Origin of the sequence: Cedecea sp. FDAARGOS_727 (assembly GCF_012273235.1) — a bacterium.
Classification (GTDB): Bacteria; Pseudomonadota; Gammaproteobacteria; order Enterobacterales; family Enterobacteriaceae; genus Cedecea; species Cedecea davisae.
Map to the genome: position 1 here is coordinate 3438686 of NZ_CP050966.1, position 19294 is coordinate 3457979.

A 19294-nucleotide genomic window follows, 5' to 3' on the forward strand; every position below is an offset into this window, starting at 1 on the left:
TTGCCCGCTGGCATTATTCTGAACGCGATTAACACAATGTATTAATCACAACATTTTGATTTTAAATGACTCGGGGTGCCCTTCCACGTGAAGGCTGAGAAATACCCGTACCACCTGATCTGGATAATGCCAGCGTAGGGAAGTCAGATGCCTGTCCGGCGTCCCTTCTTTCACGCCGGACAGGAGCCTTAACCTTATGCAACCTGACCTGCTACCCGGCGCCACCGCCGCGTCCGTTTTACTTCATCTTCGCCATCATTCCCCGCTGGTTCACTGTATGACCAACGACGTAGTGCAAACCTTTACCGCCAATGTACTGCTGGCGTTGGGGGCCGCGCCTGCGATGGTCATTGAGGCCGAAGAGGCCGCTCAGTTCAGCCCGCTGGCAAGCGCATTACTGATTAACATCGGTACGCTGACCTCTGAGCGACAGGGCGCGATGCTGGCGGCTATTCAGGCCGCGAACCAGGCGGGTACGCCCTGGGTACTCGATCCCGTTGCGGTAGGCGGATTAGCATTCCGCACTCGTTTTGCCCATGAAGTTATCGCCCTGAAACCCGCAGCAATACGCGGTAATGCCTCTGAAATCCTCGCGCTGGCGGGTGAGCAGGCCGGCGGGCGCGGCGTGGATAGCACGGACGATGCCCTTTCCGCGCTGCCTGCGGCGCAGAAACTAGCGCGGCAAACCGGGGCGGTGGTCGCCGTAACCGGGGAGACAGACTACGTCACCGACGGCGAAAGGATTATTGCGGTGAGCGGTGGCGGGGAGCTGATGACGCGCGTGGTAGGCACCGGCTGTGCGCTGTCGGCGGTAGTGGCGGCCTGCTGCGCTTTGCCCGGCTCAATGCTTGAAAACGTCGCCAGCGCATGTCGGTTTATGTCGCTGGCGGGGGAACAGGCTATCGCCGTCAGCCGCGGCTCAGGCAGTTTTACGCCCGCGTTTCTCGATGCGCTCTACCAGCTGAATGCGGAGGTGCTGGCATGAAACGAATCAACGCGTTAACCATCGCAGGCACGGACCCAAGCGGCGGGGCGGGTATTCAGGCCGACCTTAAAACCTTCTCGGCGCTCGGCGCCTATGGCACCAGCGTGATTACGGCACTGGTGGCACAAAACACTCGCGGCGTGCAGTCGGTCTACCGTATCGAGCCAGAATTTGTTGCCGCCCAGCTGGATTCGGTTTTAAGCGACGTGCGCATAGATACAACCAAGATAGGCATGCTTGCAGAGGCCGACATCGTTGAGGCGGTGGCGGAGCGGCTGGCATTTTATCAGGCGCAAAATGTGGTGCTGGATACGGTTATGCTGGCGAAAAGCGGAGACGCGCTGCTGGCGCCTTCGGCGGTGGAAAGCCTGCGCCGTAGGCTGCTGCCCCGCGTAGCTTTAATTACGCCAAATCTTCCCGAGGCTGCCGCGCTGCTTGACGCTCCCCACGCCCGAACTGAAAAAGAGATGCGTGAGCAGGGCGAAGCGCTGCTGGGTATGGGCTGCGAGGCGGTGCTGATGAAAGGCGGCCACCTTGACGATGAGGAAAGCCCGGACTGGTTGTTTACCCGGGGCGACACTCAGCGTTTTACCGCGCCACGCGTTCAGACCAAAAATACCCACGGCACCGGCTGTACCTTATCTGCCGCGTTAGCCGCGCTGCGTCCGCGCCATGATGATTGGGGGCAGACCGTGGCTGCGGCAAAAATATGGCTATCGAAAGCGTTGGCGCAGGCGGATTCGCTGGAAGTCGGGCATGGCATTGGGCCGGTGCACCACTTCCATGAGTGGTGGTAACCGGTGTCATGCTGGCTTTACTCCTGGAAAGGGTGCAAAAGTGCGCTTTAACTGGCGAATCTGGGCTGTGGGTACCAGGATTAGGGCTGCCCACATTTTTTGACTGCGTGGGCCGGGATTTTTCTTGCGCGGAGGGCAGGGTGCCCGCCGCCGTTACGGGAGCGTATTATGACTGATATTGCGCAGTTGCTTGGCAAAGACGCCGACGGCTTGTTACAGCATCGTTGTATGACTATTCCGGCAGACCAGCTTTACCTGCCCGGTGCGGACTACGTTGACAGAGTCATGGTTGACAATAATCGCCCGCCAGCGGTGCTGCGAAACATGCAGACGCTGTACAACACCGGGCGTCTTGCCGGAACGGGTTACCTTTCTATTCTTCCAGTCGATCAGGGTGTTGAGCACTCCGCCGGCGCTTCTTTCGCCGCTAACCCACTCTATTTTGATCCGAAAAACATTGTTGAGCTCGCCATCGAGGCCGGGTGTAACTGTGTGGCTTCGACTTATGGCGTGCTGGCCTCGGTTTCACGCCGCTACGCGCACCGCATCCCCTTCCTTGTGAAGCTTAATCACAACGAAACCCTCAGCTACCCAACGACTTATGACCAAACGCTGTATGCCAGCGTCGAGCAGGCGTTCAATATGGGGGCCGTGGCGGTTGGGGCGACAATTTACTTTGGTTCACCCGAGTCTCGCCGCCAGATAGAAGAGATCTCTGCCGCCTTTGAACGCGCACATGAGCTGGGGCTGGTTACCGTGCTGTGGGCCTATCTGCGCAACCCGGAGTTTAAAAAAGACGGGGTGGATTATCACGTAAGCGCCGACTTAACCGGCCAGGCTAACCACCTTGCGGCAACCATCGGGGCCGACATCGTGAAGCAGAAAATGGCCGAGAACAACGGCGGCTATAAAGCGGTGAACTTTGGTTATACCGACGAGAAAGTCTACAGCAAACTGACTACCGATAACCCAATCGACCTGGTTCGTTATCAGCTGGCAAACTGCTATATGGGGCGCGCGGGGCTGATTAACTCCGGCGGCGCGGCGGGCGGTGAAACCGATCTCGCGGATGCGGTTCGCACGGCGGTTATCAATAAACGAGCGGGCGGCATGGGCCTGATTCTGGGGCGTAAAGCATTCAAGAAGTCCATGGCCGACGGCGTGAAGCTGATCAATGCGGTACAGGATGTATACCTGAGCGGCAAAGTGACGATAGCGTAATAGCAAACAGCCGTACCTTCGCGGTACGGCTGAGTTTACTTTATCCCAATAGCGCGCAGTTTGGCGGTAACCGGCAGGCCAGAGCGCCGGGATGTACTTCGATTCGGAAGTGCTTGCCGCTCAGCGGCTCTCCGTCCAGATTAAAAGTAATATCGTGCGGAGCAGAAATTTCAAACCACGCCGATTTTGCTTCTACCACATTGGGTTTTTCTTCCGGCCGCGTTAACGTCGTCAGCAGCGCCGGGAGTAAATCTTCCCCGGTAAAAATTCGCAGTTCAAGCAAACCGTCGTTGATCAGCGCCTCGGGGCAAAGCTGCTGGCCGCCGCCAGCCTGACGCCCGTTGCCGATGCCGATCACCAGCGCGTCGCCCTGCCAGCTAAAATTGTCTCCACGAATATCACAGCGATCGGGCTTTAGCATATCCATACGCATGAGTCCGTGAATGAAGTAGGAGACGCCGCCGAGCGCCGCTTTCAGCTTTTCAGGCGTTTCAGTGGTGATGCGGGTGCCAAATCCACCGGTCGCCATGTTGATGAAAAAGGCGTGGTCATTGACCTGTACCAGATCGATATCCGCCGCTTTGCCAGCTATTGCCAGGCGCAGCGCTTTTTCAAGATCTTCCGGAATACCCGCGCTGGTGGCGAAGTCGTTGGCCGTCCCGAGCGGTAAAATACCCAGAGCCGGGCGCCTGTCAGGGGCGAGTTTTGCGAGGCAGGTAGCGACTTCGTTGATGGTGCCGTCGCCGCCTCCGGCCACCACGGTATCCACGCCGAGCTCCAGCCCTTCTTCGATATAACGTTCCGCGTCGCCCTTCTCCCAGGTCACTCTGATATGCAGTGTGTAACCTTCCTCGCGCAGTGTTTTCACCGCTTCACGCAGCAGCGGGTCACCGGCACCCTTGCCGTTTAATACCAAAAGTGAAAGTGGAAATGTCTCCATGACTTACCTCAGAAAAATGAGCATTATCAAAGTGTAGAGCAAACCGGGGGCGGAGGAGTAAGAACTGGCTGAATCAGCAGAAAAAAGCAAGGAGGGAGAGTAACGCCAGATACTCTGATCCCCCTGAAATATCATCTCAACCCTGGTGCGTACTGGCTGCTTATCAGTTGTATGTAGTCTTAATTAACCAAATTATCAACCGTATATTTAGATGGCGATTTTGGCAATAATTTATTTTTCAGTTTTCGAGTTAATCGGATTTCGATGTATTTGTGTGTTAAATGAGATGCCAGTATAGATAATAAAATAGCCATTATCAGAGTCGCGAATCCTTTGTATGCAAAAGCTCCAAATGAATCCATTTTTTTCATTACAGCTATGCCTACGGCACCGTGAAGTAGGTAGAGTGAAAACGAAATATCACCGATATAGATGAGTATGTTCGGGATGGCTTTTTTTAGGACAGGTTCTCCAAGTGCGATGAAAAGAATAAATATGCCCATAATTAGAGTGCTTTCTATATTAAGTGCCCGTATGCTTCCGCTGTAGATGCCAAAGGAAATGTATAAAAAAAGAGCCAGGCTAATTAAACTCGCAATAATCGGTGTTTTTTCAGATAATTTGTTATTTTTAAGCTTGAGATATAAACTACCAACGACAGCTCCGATGATGAACTCAAGAAAAATAGGGTTGGTTAATAGCCCTGGTGTAGGGGAATTGAAAGGGTAACCTGCTACACTAATTGTAGGCTGGAACCCAAAAATAACAGGGATAATACATGTCGTTAATGCACCAAAGCCAATAAGAGCTAACAAGCGATGTTTAACCAGTAGGCATAATGCGAATACGATATAAAAATAAACCTCATAATTAAGAGTCCAGCGGACATTATACATGCCACCATCATCAATATAATGCGGTGTTATAGACGTTTTATATACAGTGAATGTCAGTGCACTCAGTAAGTTTTGTACTTTATCGGGGTAATGAAAAGTACTCATCGCACCTGCTAAAAGGAATGCAATAAAAAGTCCTGCATAATATAATGGGAAAATGCGTATTGCTCGATTGATCAGAAATCGCCTTGCTGAAAGTAAGTTTTTTGAATAATGCTGAGTAGTATAAACCATAATGAAGCCGCTAATTAAGAAGAAAATATCTACGCCGATTATCCCCCAGCCGAATAGTGCATCCCAAATGCTTTGGCTAATTTTTTGTTGCTCTTTTAAGAAAAAACGATAGTGAAAAAACATAACTAAAAGTGCTGCTATACCGCGCAGAGCCTGCAAAGATTCTAGTTTCTTATTCATACATACCTCATAAATTTTCTGGCAAACTATACTCAAATTCCTCCTTCAAGGCACCTATATTCTCTTTTGTCAAAACCAGTTTTCTTTTATGAGAGCATAATTGTTGGGATATGTCTTTCACATTGTTTTGGCAAATCTGCGGACCAGAGGCGGTAAAGTTAATGCAGAAAGGCGACATTTTTACTGGGGGCTCACTGATGGCCTGAGCAACCCATCTGTAGCAGGTAGGAGAGCGTGAGTCTAGTTAAACGATGACAAAAAAGAAAGCCTGCGCAAGGGAGATTGCGCAGGCCAAGGAGGTGGTTCCTGGTACAGCTAGCATTTATCGGTTATGTTTTTCAGCTCGCGGATAATAACGTCATCTTGTGTAACGGTATGTGATCGGTTTCTAAGAATGGTCTTAGCGCGAAAAAATAACCTTAATTAACTAGTTAGCGTGCGGTTTACGGGTTGTCTGACCAGCCAGATTGCGCATCAGCAGCGCATAATCCAGCGCGATGTCCTGGGGTACAGGTATCCATACGGTATGACCGTCGCCCGGGGCCACTTCAATCGGTTCCGCCTTGCCGTTTTCCATTTTATCCAGTTGGAAGGTGATGTTGCCCTGCGGGGTCATCATTTCCAGGCTGTCGCCAAACAGGAATTTGTTTTTTACCGCTACCGCAGCAAGCTCGCCGCGGCGCTCGCCGGTGAATTCGCCGACGAACTGCTGGCGCTCAGAAATTGAATGACCGTATTCGTAGTTCTGGTGGCTGTCGTGGGTGTGGCGACGAAGGAAGCCTTCGGTATAGCCGCGGTGGGCCAGGCCTTCCAGCGTTTGCAGCAGCGTCGGGTCGAACGGCTTGCCCGCGGCGGCATCGTCAATTGCGCGGCGATAAACCTGAGCGGTACGTGCGCAGTAGTAGTAAGACTTGGTGCGCCCTTCGATTTTCAGCGAGTGTACGCCCATTTTGGTCAGGCGCTCTACGTGCTCGATGGCGCGCAGGTCCTTCGAGTTCATGATGTAAGTGCCGTGCTCGTCTTCAAAGGCGGTCATGTATTCGCCAGGGCGCTGGGCTTCTTCCACCATAAACACTTTATCCGTCGGCGCGCCAACGCCGAGCGTAGGCTCTACGGTTTGTACCGGAATCGGCTCGTGAACGTGAACGATATTGCCGATATCGTCCTCTTTGCCTTCCTGAACTTTATATTCCCAGCGGCAGGCGTTGGTGCAGGTGCCCTGATTCGGGTCGCGCTTGTTGATATAGCCGGAGAGCAGGCAGCGGCCGGAGTAGGCCATACACAGTGCACCGTGAACAAAAATTTCCAGCTCCATCTCAGGAACCTGCTCGCGGATTTCGGCAATTTCGTCGAGCGACAGCTCGCGGGAGAGGATGACGCGCGTCAGGCCCATCTGTTTCCAGAATTTCACTGTGGCCCAGTTGACGGCGTTGGCCTGCACCGAGAGGTGAACGTCCATCTCCGGGAACGCTTCACGCACCATCATTATCAGCCCAGGATCGGACATAATCAGGGCGTCTGGCCCCATGTCGATGACCGGCTTGAGATCGCGAATAAAGGTCTTCAGCTTGGCGTTATGCGGGGCGATGTTAACCACCACGTAGAATTTTTTACCCAGCGCGTGGGCTTCATTAATGCCCAGCTGCAGGTTCTCGTGGTTGAATTCGTTGTTGCGCACGCGCAGCGAGTAGCGAGGCTGGCCAGCGTACACGGCATCTGCGCCATAGGCGAAAGCGTAACGCATATTTTTCAGCGTTCCCGCCGGGGAAAGGAGTTCCGGTTTAAACATGAATTTCTCGTTCTGATATCAGGTCAGAACCGCCCCACCAGGTGGAACGGCTAAAGTCGAGTGGATTACCACAATTTAAGGGCGGGAATTGTAGCGCCGTGGGGCGGGGGAGTAAACCCTCTTGCTAAGTCAGGCTATCAGCGGGATGCCGACAAAAAGCAGCGACGCGAAGGCAATGTTCTCCGTGTATTCTTTTAACGCCTCGGTATTTTCTTTGAAGTGAGCGATGAAGTTTTCCAGCGCCTCGGCTTCATCCGCCGCCCGAGTTTGGAAACCGATTTTTTGAAACCCGTCGGCGGCCAGCTGCCTTTTCTCTTCTGCACCGAGAGATGTTTTCGGGTAGATATTGAAGGCAATATCTTTGCTATAGAAAACATACTTTTCCACGATGAACTCCTTGAAGGGAAGTGCCGGTCAACAAGGCTGGCTAATAACCTATCGTAGAGCGTTTTCGACGTGTAGGGCAGTTACTAAAAGTAGTAGTCGCCCTTAACGTTAGATAACCCGCCCCGCATCGGCTTCCCAACGGTAGCCAACCCCGTAAACTGCACGAATAAACGACTGATCGGCATCCAGCGCCTCAAGCTTGCGCCTCAGGTTTTTGATGTGGCTGTCGATGGTGCGGTCGGTGACCACGCGGTAATCGTCGTACAGGTGATTCAGCAGCATTTCGCGTGAGAACACTTTTCCCGGTTCGTGGGAGAGCGTTTTTAGCAGTCGAAATTCGGCTGGCGTGAGGTCTAACAGCTTGTCGCGCCATATGGCCTGGAAACGGCCTTCGTCGATGATCAGCGGGCTTTCTTCGGAGCCGGGAATATTGGCGGCCTGGCGCTTGCAGCGGCGCAGAATGGTTTTTACCCTGGCGACGACTTCGCGTGGGCTGTAGGGTTTGCAAATATAGTCATCCGCGCCAATTTCCAGCCCCAGCAGGCGGTCGATCTCTTCGATTTTAGCCGTCACCATTACGATGGGCACCTCGGAGAAGCGGCGGATTTCCCGGCACAGCGTCAGGCCGTCTACGCCGGGGAGCATCAGATCCAGCAGGATCAGATCCGGCGGGGTCTGGCGCACATAAGGCAGCACCTGGTCGCCGTGGGTCAGTAGAGTGGGCGCATAGCTGGCCGCGCGCAGGTAATCAATCAGCAGCTGCCCGAGCTTTGGCTCATCTTCTACTATCAAAATGCGCGGCGTGTTTTCATCAATCGGTAGCTCGGTCATAGTGTTCTCGACGTTTCGGCTTCCAGAGGAAGTTCTACTGTAATGCTAACCCCGCCCAAACGCGAATGGTCGGCGCTTAGCGTACCGCCGTGGGCGGTAACGATGTTCTGGCAGATAGACAGGCCAAGGCCGGAGCCTCCGCTGGCCCGGTTTCGCGACCCTTCGGCGCGGTAAAAACGGTCAAAAAGTTGCTTCAGCTGCTCGTCGGAAACGCCCGGTGCGCTGTCGTCGAAGTTCATCACAAACTGCTGGTTCACCACTTTGCCGCTAATCACAAGTTGGCCACCTGCGTCCGTGTAGCGCAGGCTGTTTTCCAGCAGATTATTAAACAGCTGCATCAGGCGGTCGCCGTCGCCAAAGATCATCGCGCTGTCCGGCAGCGCCAGGCGTATGGTCAGGCCGCGCGAATCAAAGCGAGAGCGGAACGCCCCGGCAACCACTTCGATAAGCGTAATGATATCGAGGGATTTCTTCTGGTACGCCAGCGCGCCTTCATCGGACATCGATAGCTGGTGCAGGTCGTCCACCAGCTTGGTCAGCGTGGCAACTTCCATTTGCAGCGAGGTCACCGACTCAGGGGTAAATTTGCGCACGCCATCCTGAATAGCTTCCAGCTCGCCGCGTAATACCGCCAGAGGCGTTCGCAGTTCGTGGGAAATATCCGCCATGTAGGCGCGGCGCATGGTGTGGTTTTTCTCCAGCGTGCTGGCTAGCTGGTTAAAGTCCTGGGCCAGCCGCCCCAGTTCGTCGCCGCTGCTGACGTCCACGCGAGCGGTAAAGTCCCCGGCGGCGAGTTTATGGGTTCCCTCAACCAGCCGTTTTACCGGCGCAAGCAGCCCGCGGGCGAGCAGGAAGGTGGCCGCCGCCGCAAGCAGGCTAGAGAGCGCGACGATTATCCAGCTGGTTCGCCGCTGCTGGCGATCAAAATTGATATCCGTGCTGCGCGTCAGGCGCTCAACCGGGGAGGCGATAACCCAGCCCACGTCTTTGGCATCGACATTGATTGCTTTACGCATGCCGTCCATCGGCGGCTTTTCTCGCGGGCCGACCAGCACGCGATAATTCTGGTCAACGACCCAAAACTGGGTGCGCCAGCCGTGGGGCGGCAGGCCACGCCCTTCGTCGCCGTCACGCTCAAAAGAACGCAAAATCTGAAACACAAAGCGGTCATTGTGGCGTAAAAATTTCCAGTCTCCGTGAAGCGCGTACTGCTCGCCGAGAGCATCGCTTAACATCTCAAGCCGCTGGGCGTTGCCGCGTTTGATGTAGTCGATAAAACCGTGTTCAAAACTGAGTCGGACCCCCCAATGCATGATGGCCAGCAGCAGCAGGCAGGTAGAGAAAATTGCCAGGAATAACTTGCTGGTAATACCAGAGCGCCAGAGTTTCATGTTTCGCTCCTTTTACGGCGGGCGATAACGGCATTTTGAGAGCCGTCTTTCGGCACGCGGATAAACAGCAGGGCGGGCAGGGCAATGACCAGCGCCATACAGAAGTAGGTGTACATAAAGATGCTGTGGGCCTGAGCGCCGTCGGCGGGCAGTTGCTGGTGGCCGAACATGCCGAGCAGCAGCCCGGCCACGGTCACGCCGATACTCATCGAGAGCTGCATCACCATGGACAGCATGCTATTGCCGCCGCTGGCCAGGTCGTCCGGTAAATCTTTAAGCGTCAGGGTATTCATCGAGGAGAAACGCATCGAGTTGACCATGCCCTGCACGAACAGCACCACCGGCAGCAGGTAGTACCAGCCCATCAGCGCGACGGCCATAAACATCAGGGTTATCAGCGCCAGCCCGAGCGTAGCCGCCACCAGCACATTGCGATAGCCAAAGCGGTTTACCACCTGCACCACAATACGCTTCATTCCCATACTGCCGAGCACCATTGGCACCATCATCAGCCCGGCATGGAAAGGCGAAAACCCGAGGCCAATTTGCAGGAATACCGGCGTCATAAAGGGTAGCATTCCGCTGCCGATGCGCCCGCACAGGCTGCCAAACAGGCCGATTGAGAAGGTTTTGGTTTTAAAAAGATTTAAGTCAAATAGCGCGTTGGGGTTGCCGCGCGCACGCCACAGGTAAAGCGCAATTGCGATTATTCCGCCTGCCACCAGCAGGGCCAGGGTCTGGCTGGAGATACCAAGCCCTTTTTGCCCGTCGAGGGCGATGGTCAGTGCCGCCATGCCAAACGCGAGCAGAAGGAAGCCAGAAATGTCAAAGCGGCGGGTCTGCATGGTGTAGTTCGGCATCAGCCACAGGGTAGCGATGGCCCCGACGATGCCAACCGGAATATTAATCAGGAAGATCCAGTGCCAGGAGGCATATTCCACCAGCACGCCGCCGAGCGCAGGCCCCAGCAGCGGGCCAACCTGGCCGGGAATGGTGACGAAGGTCATCGCCGCCATATACTGCGTGCGGGGTACGATTTTCATCACCGTTAAGCGCCCGACGGGCACCATCATCGCGCCGCCGATGCCCTGAACCACGCGCGCCAGCACCAGCTCATTGAGGGTGCTGGCGTTGGCGCAAAACAGGGAGCCAAGGGTGAACAGGATAATGGCGGTGAAAAAAATATTACGCACGCCCACTCTGTCCGCCAGCCAGCCGCTGGCGGGTAACATCACCGCAACTGTCAGTACATAGGCCACCACCACCGAGTGCATATGTAGCGGGCTGACGCCCAGACTGTGTGCCATAGAGGGCAGGGCGGTGTTAACAATCGTGGTATCCAGCGCCTGCATAAAGAAGCCAAAGGCGACAATCCATAGCTGCCAGCGAACGGCGGGGGGCAAATCAATCATACGGACAGAGCCTTACTTTCACGGGGCTTGCGGCTAAAGCGCAATCTCAGTCGATCAAAGAACAGGTAAACCACCGGCGTGGTGTAGAGCGTAAGCAGCTGGCTGACCACCAGGCCACCAACGATGGTTATCCCCAGCGGCTGACGCAGCTCCGCGCCGTCTCCGCTGGTCAACACCAGCGGCAGTGCGCCAAATAGCGCGGCGAGGGTGGTCATCATTATCGGGCGGAAGCGCAGCAGGCAGGCCTGGAAAATAGCCTCTTCCGGGGTCAGGTCGCCCTTGCGCTGAGCTTCAATCGCAAAGTCCACCATCATAATGGCGTTTTTCTTCACGATACCGATAAGCAGCATGATACCGATTAGCGCTATCAGGCTGAAGGGGGCGCCGAAAAGTTCCAGCGCCAGCAGCGCGCCGACGCCCGCGGAAGGCAGCGTGGAGAGAATAGTCAGGGGATGGACATAGCTCTCGTAGAGCATACCCAGCACGATATACACCGTGGCGATTGCCGCCAGAATCAGAATCACCTGCGAATTCATCGTCTGCTGGAAGATCTGTGCCGTACCGGCGTAGCTGCCGCGCACGGTGGAGGGCACGCCAAGCGAGGTCATGGTGCGGTCGATGGCGTCGCTTGCTTCTGACAGCGAAACGCCATCCGGCAGGTTAAACGAAATGGTCGACGCGGCGGACAGGCCCTGGTGGTTTACCGCCAGCGGGGCGTTCGCAGGCTGCCATTTTGCGAAGTACGAAAGCGGAATCGACTTACCCTCGCTATTAATCACAAACATCTGGTTCAGCGAGCTGATGTCCTGGGTGTAGCGCGGGTCAACCTCCATCACGACTTTGTACTGGTTCAGCGGCTGGTAGATGGTGGAAACCTGGCGCTGGCCGAAGGCGTTGTTCAGCAGGTTGTTTGCGTCAGAAACGCTGATCCCCAGCCGTGACATGGTCTCGCGGTCGTAGATAAGATCCATCTCCGAGCCGTTATCCTGCTGGTCTGAGTTAACGTCGGCCAGTTCCGGCAGCGCCGCCAGCGCTTTACGGATTTTTGGCTCCCACTCTCGCAGCGCGCTCAGTTCATCGGACAGCAGCGTGTACTGATAGCTGGCGTTGGCCTGCCTGCCGCCAACGCGGATATCCTGCACCGCCATTAAATACAGGTTGGCTCCCGGCTCTTTGGCCAGCTTCCCGCGCAGCCGGTCGATGACCTGCTGGGCGGTTTCGGTACGCTCGCTCAGCGGCTTGAGGGAGATAAACATCATGCCGCTGTTAACCCTTGAACCGCCGGTAAAGCCGGTCACGTTGTCTACCGCAGGATCTTCACGAATGATTTTCATAAAGTCCTGTAGCTTACCGCGCATCGCCTGGAAGGAGATACTCTGGTCGGCCTGAATATTGCCCATCAGCCTGCCGGTATCCTGCTCCGGGAAGAACGTCTTCGGAATGGCGATATACAGCCAGACGTTAAGCGCGATGGTAGCAAGCAGCACCACGCCTACCAGGCGCGTATGGTTCAAGACCCATTTTAGCGAGCGGGCATAGCCGCCCTGCATGGCAATCAGCAGTCGGCCAAAGCCGCGATTTTTGTTTCGTTTTTCCGGCGGACGGCTCTTCAGCAGCCAGCCGCACATCATTGGGGTTAGCGTCAGGGAAACCACCAGCGAGATGCCTATCGCCACCGAAAGCGTCACCGCAAACTCCCGGAACAGCCGCCCCGGCAGGCCGCCCATCAGCAGCAGCGGCAGGAAGACCGCAACCAGCGACAGGCTCATGGAAAGTACGGTAAAGCCGACTTCACGCACCCCTTGCAGCGCCGCCTGCATCGGCTTCACGCCCGCTTCCAGATGGCGCGAAATGTTCTCCAGCACCACGATGGCGTCATCCACCACAAAGCCGGTGGCGATGGTTAATGCCATCAGCGAAAGGTTGTTCAGGCTAAAGCCGCATAAATACATGGCGGCAAAAGTGCCAATCAGCGAAACGGGCACGGCTATCGCCGGGATAAAAGTGGCGCGCCCCGAACGCAGGAACAGGAACACAACCAGAATGACCAGCGAAACGGAAATTACCAGCGACTGCTCGACTTCCTCCAGCGAGGCGCGAATGGTGGGAGAGCGATCCTGTGCCACCTGTAAATCAATCGAGGCCGGGATCGTTTCCCTCAGCTCGGGGATTTTGGCGCGAATGCGGTCCACGGTTTCGATGATGTTGGCTTCCTGCGATTTGCGGATCATCAGCAAAATCGCAGGTTTGGCGTTGGTCATACCGGCGTTGCGAACGTCCTGCACGCTGTCGGTAACGTTAGCTACGTCTTTAAGCCGCACCGCCGAGCCGTTGTTGTAGTGGACTATCAGCGGCATATATTCAGCCGCTTTTTTCATCTCGTCGTTGGTCTGGATCTGCCAGCGATTTATGCCGTCCTCAACCGCACCCTGCGGGCGGCGAACGTTGGCATTGGTAATGGCTGTGCGCACCGCGTCCAGCGAAACGCCCTGGTTAAACAGCGCCTGCGGGTTGAGATCCACCCGCACCGCCGGTAGCGAACTGCCGCCAACGTCAACATCGCCAACGCCGTCAATTTGCGACACGGTTTGCGCCAGCTGCGTGGAGGCAAAATCATACAGCTCGCCCTGCGACAGTGTGTCGGAGGTGAGCGTCAGGATCATTATCGGCGCGTCCGACGGATTGGCTTTGCGATAAGTCGGGCGGCCAGGCATGCCGCTCGGCAACAGGCTTTGGGCGGCGTTAATTGCCGCCTGCACGTCTCGCGCCGCGCCGTTGATATCGCGGTCGAAATTAAACTCCAGAATAATGCGGGTACTGCCGAGCGAGCTGGAGGAGGTCATCTCGGTCACGCCTGCGATGCGGCTCAGCGACCGTTCAAGCGGCGTTGCCACCGAAGAAGCCATGGTTTCCGGAGAAGCGCCGGGCAGCGAGGCGCTAACCATAATCACCGGGTAATCCACCTGCGGCAGCGGGGCGACGGGCAGCAGCCTGAAGCCAAGCACGCCGCAAAGCGTAATCGCCACGGTCAGCAGTATCGTCGCCACCGGGCGGTAAATGAAGAGGGCAAAAAACTTCACTTACGCCTCCTCATGCTGTCGGCCGAAGCGCCGACGAGTGTAGTGCGATAGGCGGTCAAACAGCAGGTAAATCACCGGCGTGGTGAACAGCGTCAGCACCTGACTCACCAGCAGGCCGCCCACCATGCCAATACCCAGAGGGCGGCGCAGTTCAGCCCCAACACCGGTTGATAACATCAGCGGCAGAGCGCCAAGCAGAGCGGCGAGGGTGGTCATCAGGATCGGTCGGAAGCGCAGCAGGCAGGCCTGGTAAATGGCCTCATAAGGCGCCATACCCTGTTCACGCTCGGCCGCCAGGGCAAAGTCGATCATCATGATGGCGTTTTTCTTCACGATACCAATCAGCAAAATGATGCCGATGATGGCGATAACGTCCAGTTCCGCACCCGCCAGCATCAGCGCCAGCAGCGCACCCACGCCCGCCGTTGGCAGAGTGGAAAGGATAGTGACCGGGTGAATAAAGCTCTCATACAGCACGCCCAGCACGATATACATCGCCATAACTGAGGCGACAATCAGCCAGATAGTGCTGCCCAGAGCGGCCTGGAAGGCAAGAGTGCTGCCCTGGAACTGGGTGGTAATGTCCGACGGCATGGAGAGATCTTTTTCCGCAGCGGTAATCGCGTTAACCGCATCGCCCAGGGACTGGCCCTCAGGCACGTTGAACGAGAACGTGGTCGACGGGAACTGGTCAAGGTGGTTGATGGAAAGCGGGGCAAACCGCTGTTCCACTTTGGCGATTGCGCTGAGCGGGATATTGCCGCCGTCGCTGCTGGTCAGGCGAATATTGTCCAGCGCGCTCAGGCCCGGCGTAGTGCTGGTATCGTGCTCCAGAACCACGCGGTACTGGTTGGCCTGGGTATAAATCGTCGAGATAAGCCGCTGGCCGAAGGCGTTATAAAGGGCGCTGTCCACGGCGGACATGGTAATCCCCAGGCGGCTGGCGCTGTCGCGGTCAACATTCACGTACGCCATCAGCCCTTTGTCCTGCCAGTCGCTGCTGACGTCGGAGAGCTGAGGCAGCTCTTTGAGCTTATCTTCTAATTGCGGAACCCAGGTACTCAACTCATCCAGAGAGGTGGCCTGCAAGGTGAACTGGTACTGCGTGCGGCTCACCGTGGTGTCGATGGTCAGGTCCTGAATTGGCTGCAAGAACAGCTGCACGCCCGGCACGCCGGCAACATTCTGCTGGAGCCTGTCGATAACTACAGGAATACGGTCATCTCGCTCGCTCAGCGGCTTAAGGTTTATTTGCAGGCGAGCGCTGTTCAGCGCCGGGTTGGTGCCGTCAACGCCGATAAAGGACGTCAGGCTTTCAACCGCCGGATCTTTCAGAATGACGTCTGCAACCTGCTGCTGGCGCTGCGCCATACTGGCAAAGGAGACGGACTGCGGTGCCTGAAGCGTGCCCTGGATAATGCCGTTGTCCTGGATGGGGAAGAAGCCTTTAGGAATGAACACCCACAGCACGACGGTGAGCGCCAGGGTGCCAAATGCCACGCCAAGCGTCAGCCACGGGTGGTTTAACACCTTGCTTAGCAGGCGGCCATAGGCGGCAATAATATTGTCGAACATTTTCTCGCTGGCGCGGGAGAAGCGGTTCTGTTTGCGCAGCGATTCGTGGCTCAGCATTCTGGCGCACATCATCGGCGTCAGCGTCAGCGAGACCACGGCGGAGATTAAAATTGAAATCGCCAGCGTGACCGCAAACTCGCGGAACAGGCGACCAACGATATCGCCCATAAACAGCAGTGGAATAAGCACCGCAATCAGCGAGAAGGTGAGGGAGATAATGGTAAAGCCAATCTCGCCCGCGCCTTTGAGGGCCGCGGCCATCGGCTTCTCGCCTTTCTCTATATAGCGCGAGATGTTCTCGATAACGACGATGGCGTCGTCCACCACAAAGCCGGTGGCAATGGTGAGCGCCATCAGCGTCAGGTTGTTGATGGAGAAGTCGAGGAACACCATCACCGCGGAGGTGCCGACCAGCGACAGCGGCACGGCGACGGCGGGAATGATGGTGGCCGGCACGTTGCGCAGGAACAGGTAAATAATCATCACCACCAGAGCAATAGCCAGCATCAGCTCGTGCTGAGTGTCGGTTACCGAAGCACGAATGTTGGTGGTGCGGTCGCTAAGCAGTTTTACTTCGACCGACTTCGGCAGGCTTTGGGTCAGCATCGGCAGCATCTGACGGATGCTGTCTGCGGTATCAATAATATTGGCGCCCGGCTGGCGCTGCACGTTCATTACGATGGCGGGTTGCTTATTTGCCCACGCGCCGAGCCAGCTATTTTCCGCCCCTTGTTCAACGGTTGCGATGTCGCCAAGGCGAATAGGCGCGCCATTTTGATAAGCAATGATGAGGTTTCGGTATTCCTGCGCGGACTTCATCTGGTCATTGGCGGAGAGCGTGACCGCGCGCTCCGGGCCGTCGAGGCTACCTTTAGCCGAATTGACGTTTGCGCTGGTAATAGCCGTGCGAATGGTTTCGCTGGTCAGGCCCAGGGCGGCAATGGCCGGAGCATTAAGCTTAACCCGCACCGCAGGGCGCTGGCCGCCCGAGAGCGTAACCAGCCCGACGCCGGAAACCTGCGAAATTTTCTGCGCAACGCGGGTCTCAACCATGTCTTCAACCTGAGTCATCGGCAGAGCACTTGAGGTAACAGCGAGGCTCATAATCGGCGGGTCAGCCGGGTTAACCTTGCTGTAAACCGGCGGATTTGGCAGGTCGGTCGGCAGCAGGTTAGTCGCCGCATTAATAGCCGCCTGTACTTCCTGCTCGGCGACATCCAGCGGCAGGGTTAGCTGGAACTGGAGCGTGACGACCGATGCGCCCCCCGCGCTTTGGGAAGACATTTGCTTGAGGCCGGACATCTGGCCGAACTGCCGCTCCAGCGGCGCGGTTATCGCCGAGGTCACGACGTCCGGGCTGGCGCCAGGGTAAAGCGTCACTACCTGAATGGTCGGGTAGTCAACTTCCGGCAGCGCCGAAACGGGCAGGAAGCGGTAACCGATAATCCCCGCCAGAAGAATGGCCACCATCAACAGCGTGGTGGCTACCGGGCGCAGGATAAACAGGCGGGAAGGGCCGCCCGTAGCCCCTGGAGGTAACACCTGCATCAGGAACCCGCTCCGTTATGTTTACGGCCGGTTTTTGCTTCAGCGGCCGGTTTGGCGGCGATATCCGCATCCGCGCTGTGCGGCGCAACAACTTCAACCTGAGCGCCTTCCGTCAGGCGGTCTATGCCGTCCGTCACGACCCGGTCACCGGCAGAAAGCCCGGCGCTGACCACCACTTTTTGGCTGTCCTGAATCCCCGGCGTGACCAGATGCTTGCTGACTTTATTGTCGCTGTTCAGCACCCAGACAAAGTGGCCTTCATTGCCCATTTGCAGCGCCCCGGCAGGAGTAACCACCGCATTTTCCTGAGTGTCTACCAGCATGCGGGCGTTGACGAACTGGTTCGGGAACAGGGCATCGTCCTGGTTATCAAAACGTGCTTTGAGCTTGATGGTGCCGGTGGTGGCATCTATCTGGTTATCCAGGCTTAACAGCTTGCCGCTGCTGAGCTTGATGGAGTTAGTACGGTCCCACGCTTCTACGCTGAGCGTCTGGCCTGCTTTCTGCGCTTTAATGACAGTAGCGATGTCGCTTTCCGGCAGGGTAAACACCAGGTCAATCGGGTGTGTCTGGGTCAGAACCACGATGCCGTTGGTGTCGCTGGTGGAAATCTGGTTGCCGATATCGACCTGTTTCAGGCCAACCCGGCCGTCTATTGGAGCGGTTACGCGGCTCCAGGTGAGCTGCAATTGAGCGCTGGCCACGGCGGCTTCATCCGCTTTGACCGTTCCGGCACTGGAGTCAACCAGCGACTGCTGCGTGTCCAGTTCCTGGCGGGAAACTAAATTGGTTTTCACCAACTGCTGGTAGCGGGCTAAATCGCGGCGGGCGTTTGCCAGCGTAGCCCGATCTTTTGCCAGCTGGCCCTGGGCCTGAGCGAGGGCGACTTTAAACTGGCTTGGGTCAATCTCTGCCAGCAAATCTCCGGCTTTAACCTGCTGGCCTTCCTGGAAGTGGATTGCCAGAAGCTGCCCGTCAACGCGGCTGCGAACCGTAACGGTATTGGCGGCGGTGATGGTGCCGAGGCCCGTCAGGTAATGAGGCACTGCTTCACTGGTTGCCGCTGCCGCCTGAACGGGGGCCAGCGCACCGCGCATGCTGCGACGCCCGCCCTGGGAATGTGATTGCCCGGCCTTAGCCTGAGGTTGAGCATCGGACGAAGCCGTATGGCTGTGCCAGAACCAGGCCGCAGCAATAGCAACGAGAATGAGTCCTGCAATCCATAACCAGCGAGATGTGTGCGTGCCTTTCATAATGTGGCGAGTTCTCTTCCTGAAACGATTATTCGTTGATGATACTAGTTTAGTAATCGATAGCCCCTCAATGATGGAGGAAATATGAAATACTGTCAGATTAGTAAGATGTCGCCGAAGCGCGGCGTTTTGATGAGCGTATTCGTGCTCTAAAACAACCTTCTTCCGAGCCCGTTCCCAATCATGTGATTAACCGATAGTCATGTCACGACTTGAAAAATAAACTGTAGTTTATCTTCCTTTTATAAACTATAGTTTATGGAGTTGGTCATGATATGAACTGTTATTTTTACCGATTATTTTTATTTCTGGTATCAGGCCCAGCCGCAGGCCTTGCGTAAAAGACTGGCGGCAGCCTTCGGCAACATAGGTTTCTGGGGGCCGGAATTAAGCAGGCCGCTGGCGGATACGCAGTTCGCGCTCCATCTTGCGGAGCAGGAGAAAATAAAATGAAAACGTTAACGGAAGTGATTGCCGAATTTTCGGCAGAAGATCAGGCCGAAATTCATAAACTGACCGAGGCGCTGATTCTGGAAACGGGTTTACAGCTGGTACGCGAAGATCTGGGGCTTTCCCAGAAGCAGGTGGCGCAAAAGATGGGCGTGTCCCAACCGGCAATAGCGGCGATAGAGCAGCGCGGCAATGATTTAAAAGTATTGACCCTGAAGCGCTATGTTGAGGCGCTGGGCGGCAGGCTTTCGCTACAACTTGAGTTCCCGGAAGGGATGAAGCAGTTTCGGATATAAAAAACCGCAGGAAGCCTGCGGTTGATGTT

At 56.1% G+C, this 19294-nt stretch carries 14 protein-coding genes and 1 riboswitch; of the genes, 4 read left to right on the plus strand and 10 right to left on the minus strand.

The window, feature by feature from the left end; all coding sequences use genetic code 11:
• Positions 1 to 61: 61 nt before the first annotated feature.
• Positions 62 to 158, plus strand: a riboswitch (TPP riboswitch).
• Positions 159 to 196: 38 nt separating this feature from the next.
• The 3 genes from thiM to fbaB all read left to right on the plus strand — a co-directional run bounded on the left by thiM (position 197) and on the right by fbaB (position 3003).
• Positions 197 to 985 carry a hydroxyethylthiazole kinase gene (gene thiM, locus FOC35_RS16190; protein WP_172569479.1) on the plus strand — a complete coding sequence of 263 codons (789 nt, stop codon included), beginning with the start codon at positions 197 to 199 and terminating at the stop codon, positions 983 to 985.
• Entirely contained in the window at positions 982 to 1782 is an 801-nt protein-coding gene (gene thiD, locus FOC35_RS16195) for a bifunctional hydroxymethylpyrimidine kinase/phosphomethylpyrimidine kinase (protein ID WP_172569480.1), read from the plus strand. The genes thiM and thiD overlap by 4 nt, the downstream gene beginning before the upstream one ends.
• A gap of 168 nt (positions 1783 to 1950) precedes the next feature.
• The gene (gene fbaB / locus FOC35_RS16200; protein WP_039898441.1) at positions 1951 to 3003 is read left to right on the plus strand and encodes a class I fructose-bisphosphate aldolase; all 1053 of its coding nucleotides are present in this window, start codon (positions 1951 to 1953) and stop codon (positions 3001 to 3003) included.
• A 40-nt stretch (positions 3004 to 3043) separates the two neighbouring features.
• Here fbaB and yegS read toward each other — a convergent pair whose 3' ends face one another.
• The 10 genes from yegS to FOC35_RS16250 all read right to left on the minus strand — a co-directional run bounded on the left by yegS (position 3044) and on the right by FOC35_RS16250 (position 18519).
• Positions 3044 to 3943, minus strand: coding sequence for a lipid kinase YegS (gene yegS / locus FOC35_RS16205; protein ID WP_172569481.1), 900 nt, complete (start codon positions 3941 to 3943; stop codon positions 3044 to 3046).
• A gap of 179 nt (positions 3944 to 4122) precedes the next feature.
• Positions 4123 to 5253 (minus strand): acyltransferase, encoded by a 1131-nt coding sequence (locus tag FOC35_RS16210; protein ID WP_172569482.1) that lies wholly within the window; start codon positions 5251 to 5253, stop codon positions 4123 to 4125.
• A gap of 427 nt (positions 5254 to 5680) precedes the next feature.
• Positions 5681 to 7042, minus strand: coding sequence for a tRNA 5-hydroxyuridine modification protein YegQ (gene yegQ, locus FOC35_RS16215; RefSeq protein WP_016537265.1), 1362 nt, complete (start codon positions 7040 to 7042; stop codon positions 5681 to 5683).
• Positions 7043 to 7171: 129 nt separating this feature from the next.
• The gene (locus FOC35_RS16220) at positions 7172 to 7429 is read right to left on the minus strand and encodes a hypothetical protein (RefSeq protein ID WP_172569483.1); all 258 of its coding nucleotides are present in this window, start codon (positions 7427 to 7429) and stop codon (positions 7172 to 7174) included.
• Between the two features lie 108 nt (positions 7430 to 7537).
• Positions 7538 to 8260 (minus strand): two-component system response regulator BaeR, encoded by a 723-nt coding sequence (baeR, locus tag FOC35_RS16225; protein ID WP_016537263.1) that lies wholly within the window; start codon positions 8258 to 8260, stop codon positions 7538 to 7540.
• Positions 8257 to 9651 carry a two-component system sensor histidine kinase BaeS gene (gene baeS / locus FOC35_RS16230; protein ID WP_016537262.1) on the minus strand — a complete coding sequence of 465 codons (1395 nt, stop codon included), beginning with the start codon at positions 9649 to 9651 and terminating at the stop codon, positions 8257 to 8259. Before baeS ends, baeR begins: the two co-directional genes overlap by 4 nt.
• A complete protein-coding gene (locus FOC35_RS16235; protein WP_172569484.1) occupies positions 9648 to 11063 on the minus strand; it encodes an MFS transporter in 1416 nt (471 codons plus the stop codon). Before FOC35_RS16235 ends, baeS begins: the two co-directional genes overlap by 4 nt.
• Positions 11060 to 14143, minus strand: a complete 3084-nt coding sequence (gene mdtC / locus FOC35_RS16240) for a multidrug efflux RND transporter permease subunit MdtC (RefSeq protein WP_172569485.1) — start codon at positions 14141 to 14143, stop codon at positions 11060 to 11062. Before mdtC ends, FOC35_RS16235 begins: the two co-directional genes overlap by 4 nt.
• Complete coding sequence (locus tag FOC35_RS16245) at positions 14144 to 17266, minus strand: MdtB/MuxB family multidrug efflux RND transporter permease subunit (protein WP_172569486.1); 3123 nt, start codon at positions 17264 to 17266, stop codon at positions 14144 to 14146.
• Positions 17266 to 18519 carry an MdtA/MuxA family multidrug efflux RND transporter periplasmic adaptor subunit gene (locus FOC35_RS16250; RefSeq protein ID WP_172569487.1) on the minus strand — a complete coding sequence of 418 codons (1254 nt, stop codon included), beginning with the start codon at positions 18517 to 18519 and terminating at the stop codon, positions 17266 to 17268. The genes FOC35_RS16245 and FOC35_RS16250 overlap by 1 nt, the downstream gene beginning before the upstream one ends.
• Positions 18520 to 18968: 449 nt before the next feature.
• Between FOC35_RS16250 and FOC35_RS16255 the strand changes: the two genes are divergently transcribed.
• Positions 18969 to 19265, plus strand: coding sequence for a helix-turn-helix domain-containing protein (locus FOC35_RS16255; RefSeq protein WP_172569488.1), 297 nt, complete (start codon positions 18969 to 18971; stop codon positions 19263 to 19265).
• Positions 19266 to 19294: the final 29 nt, after the last annotated feature.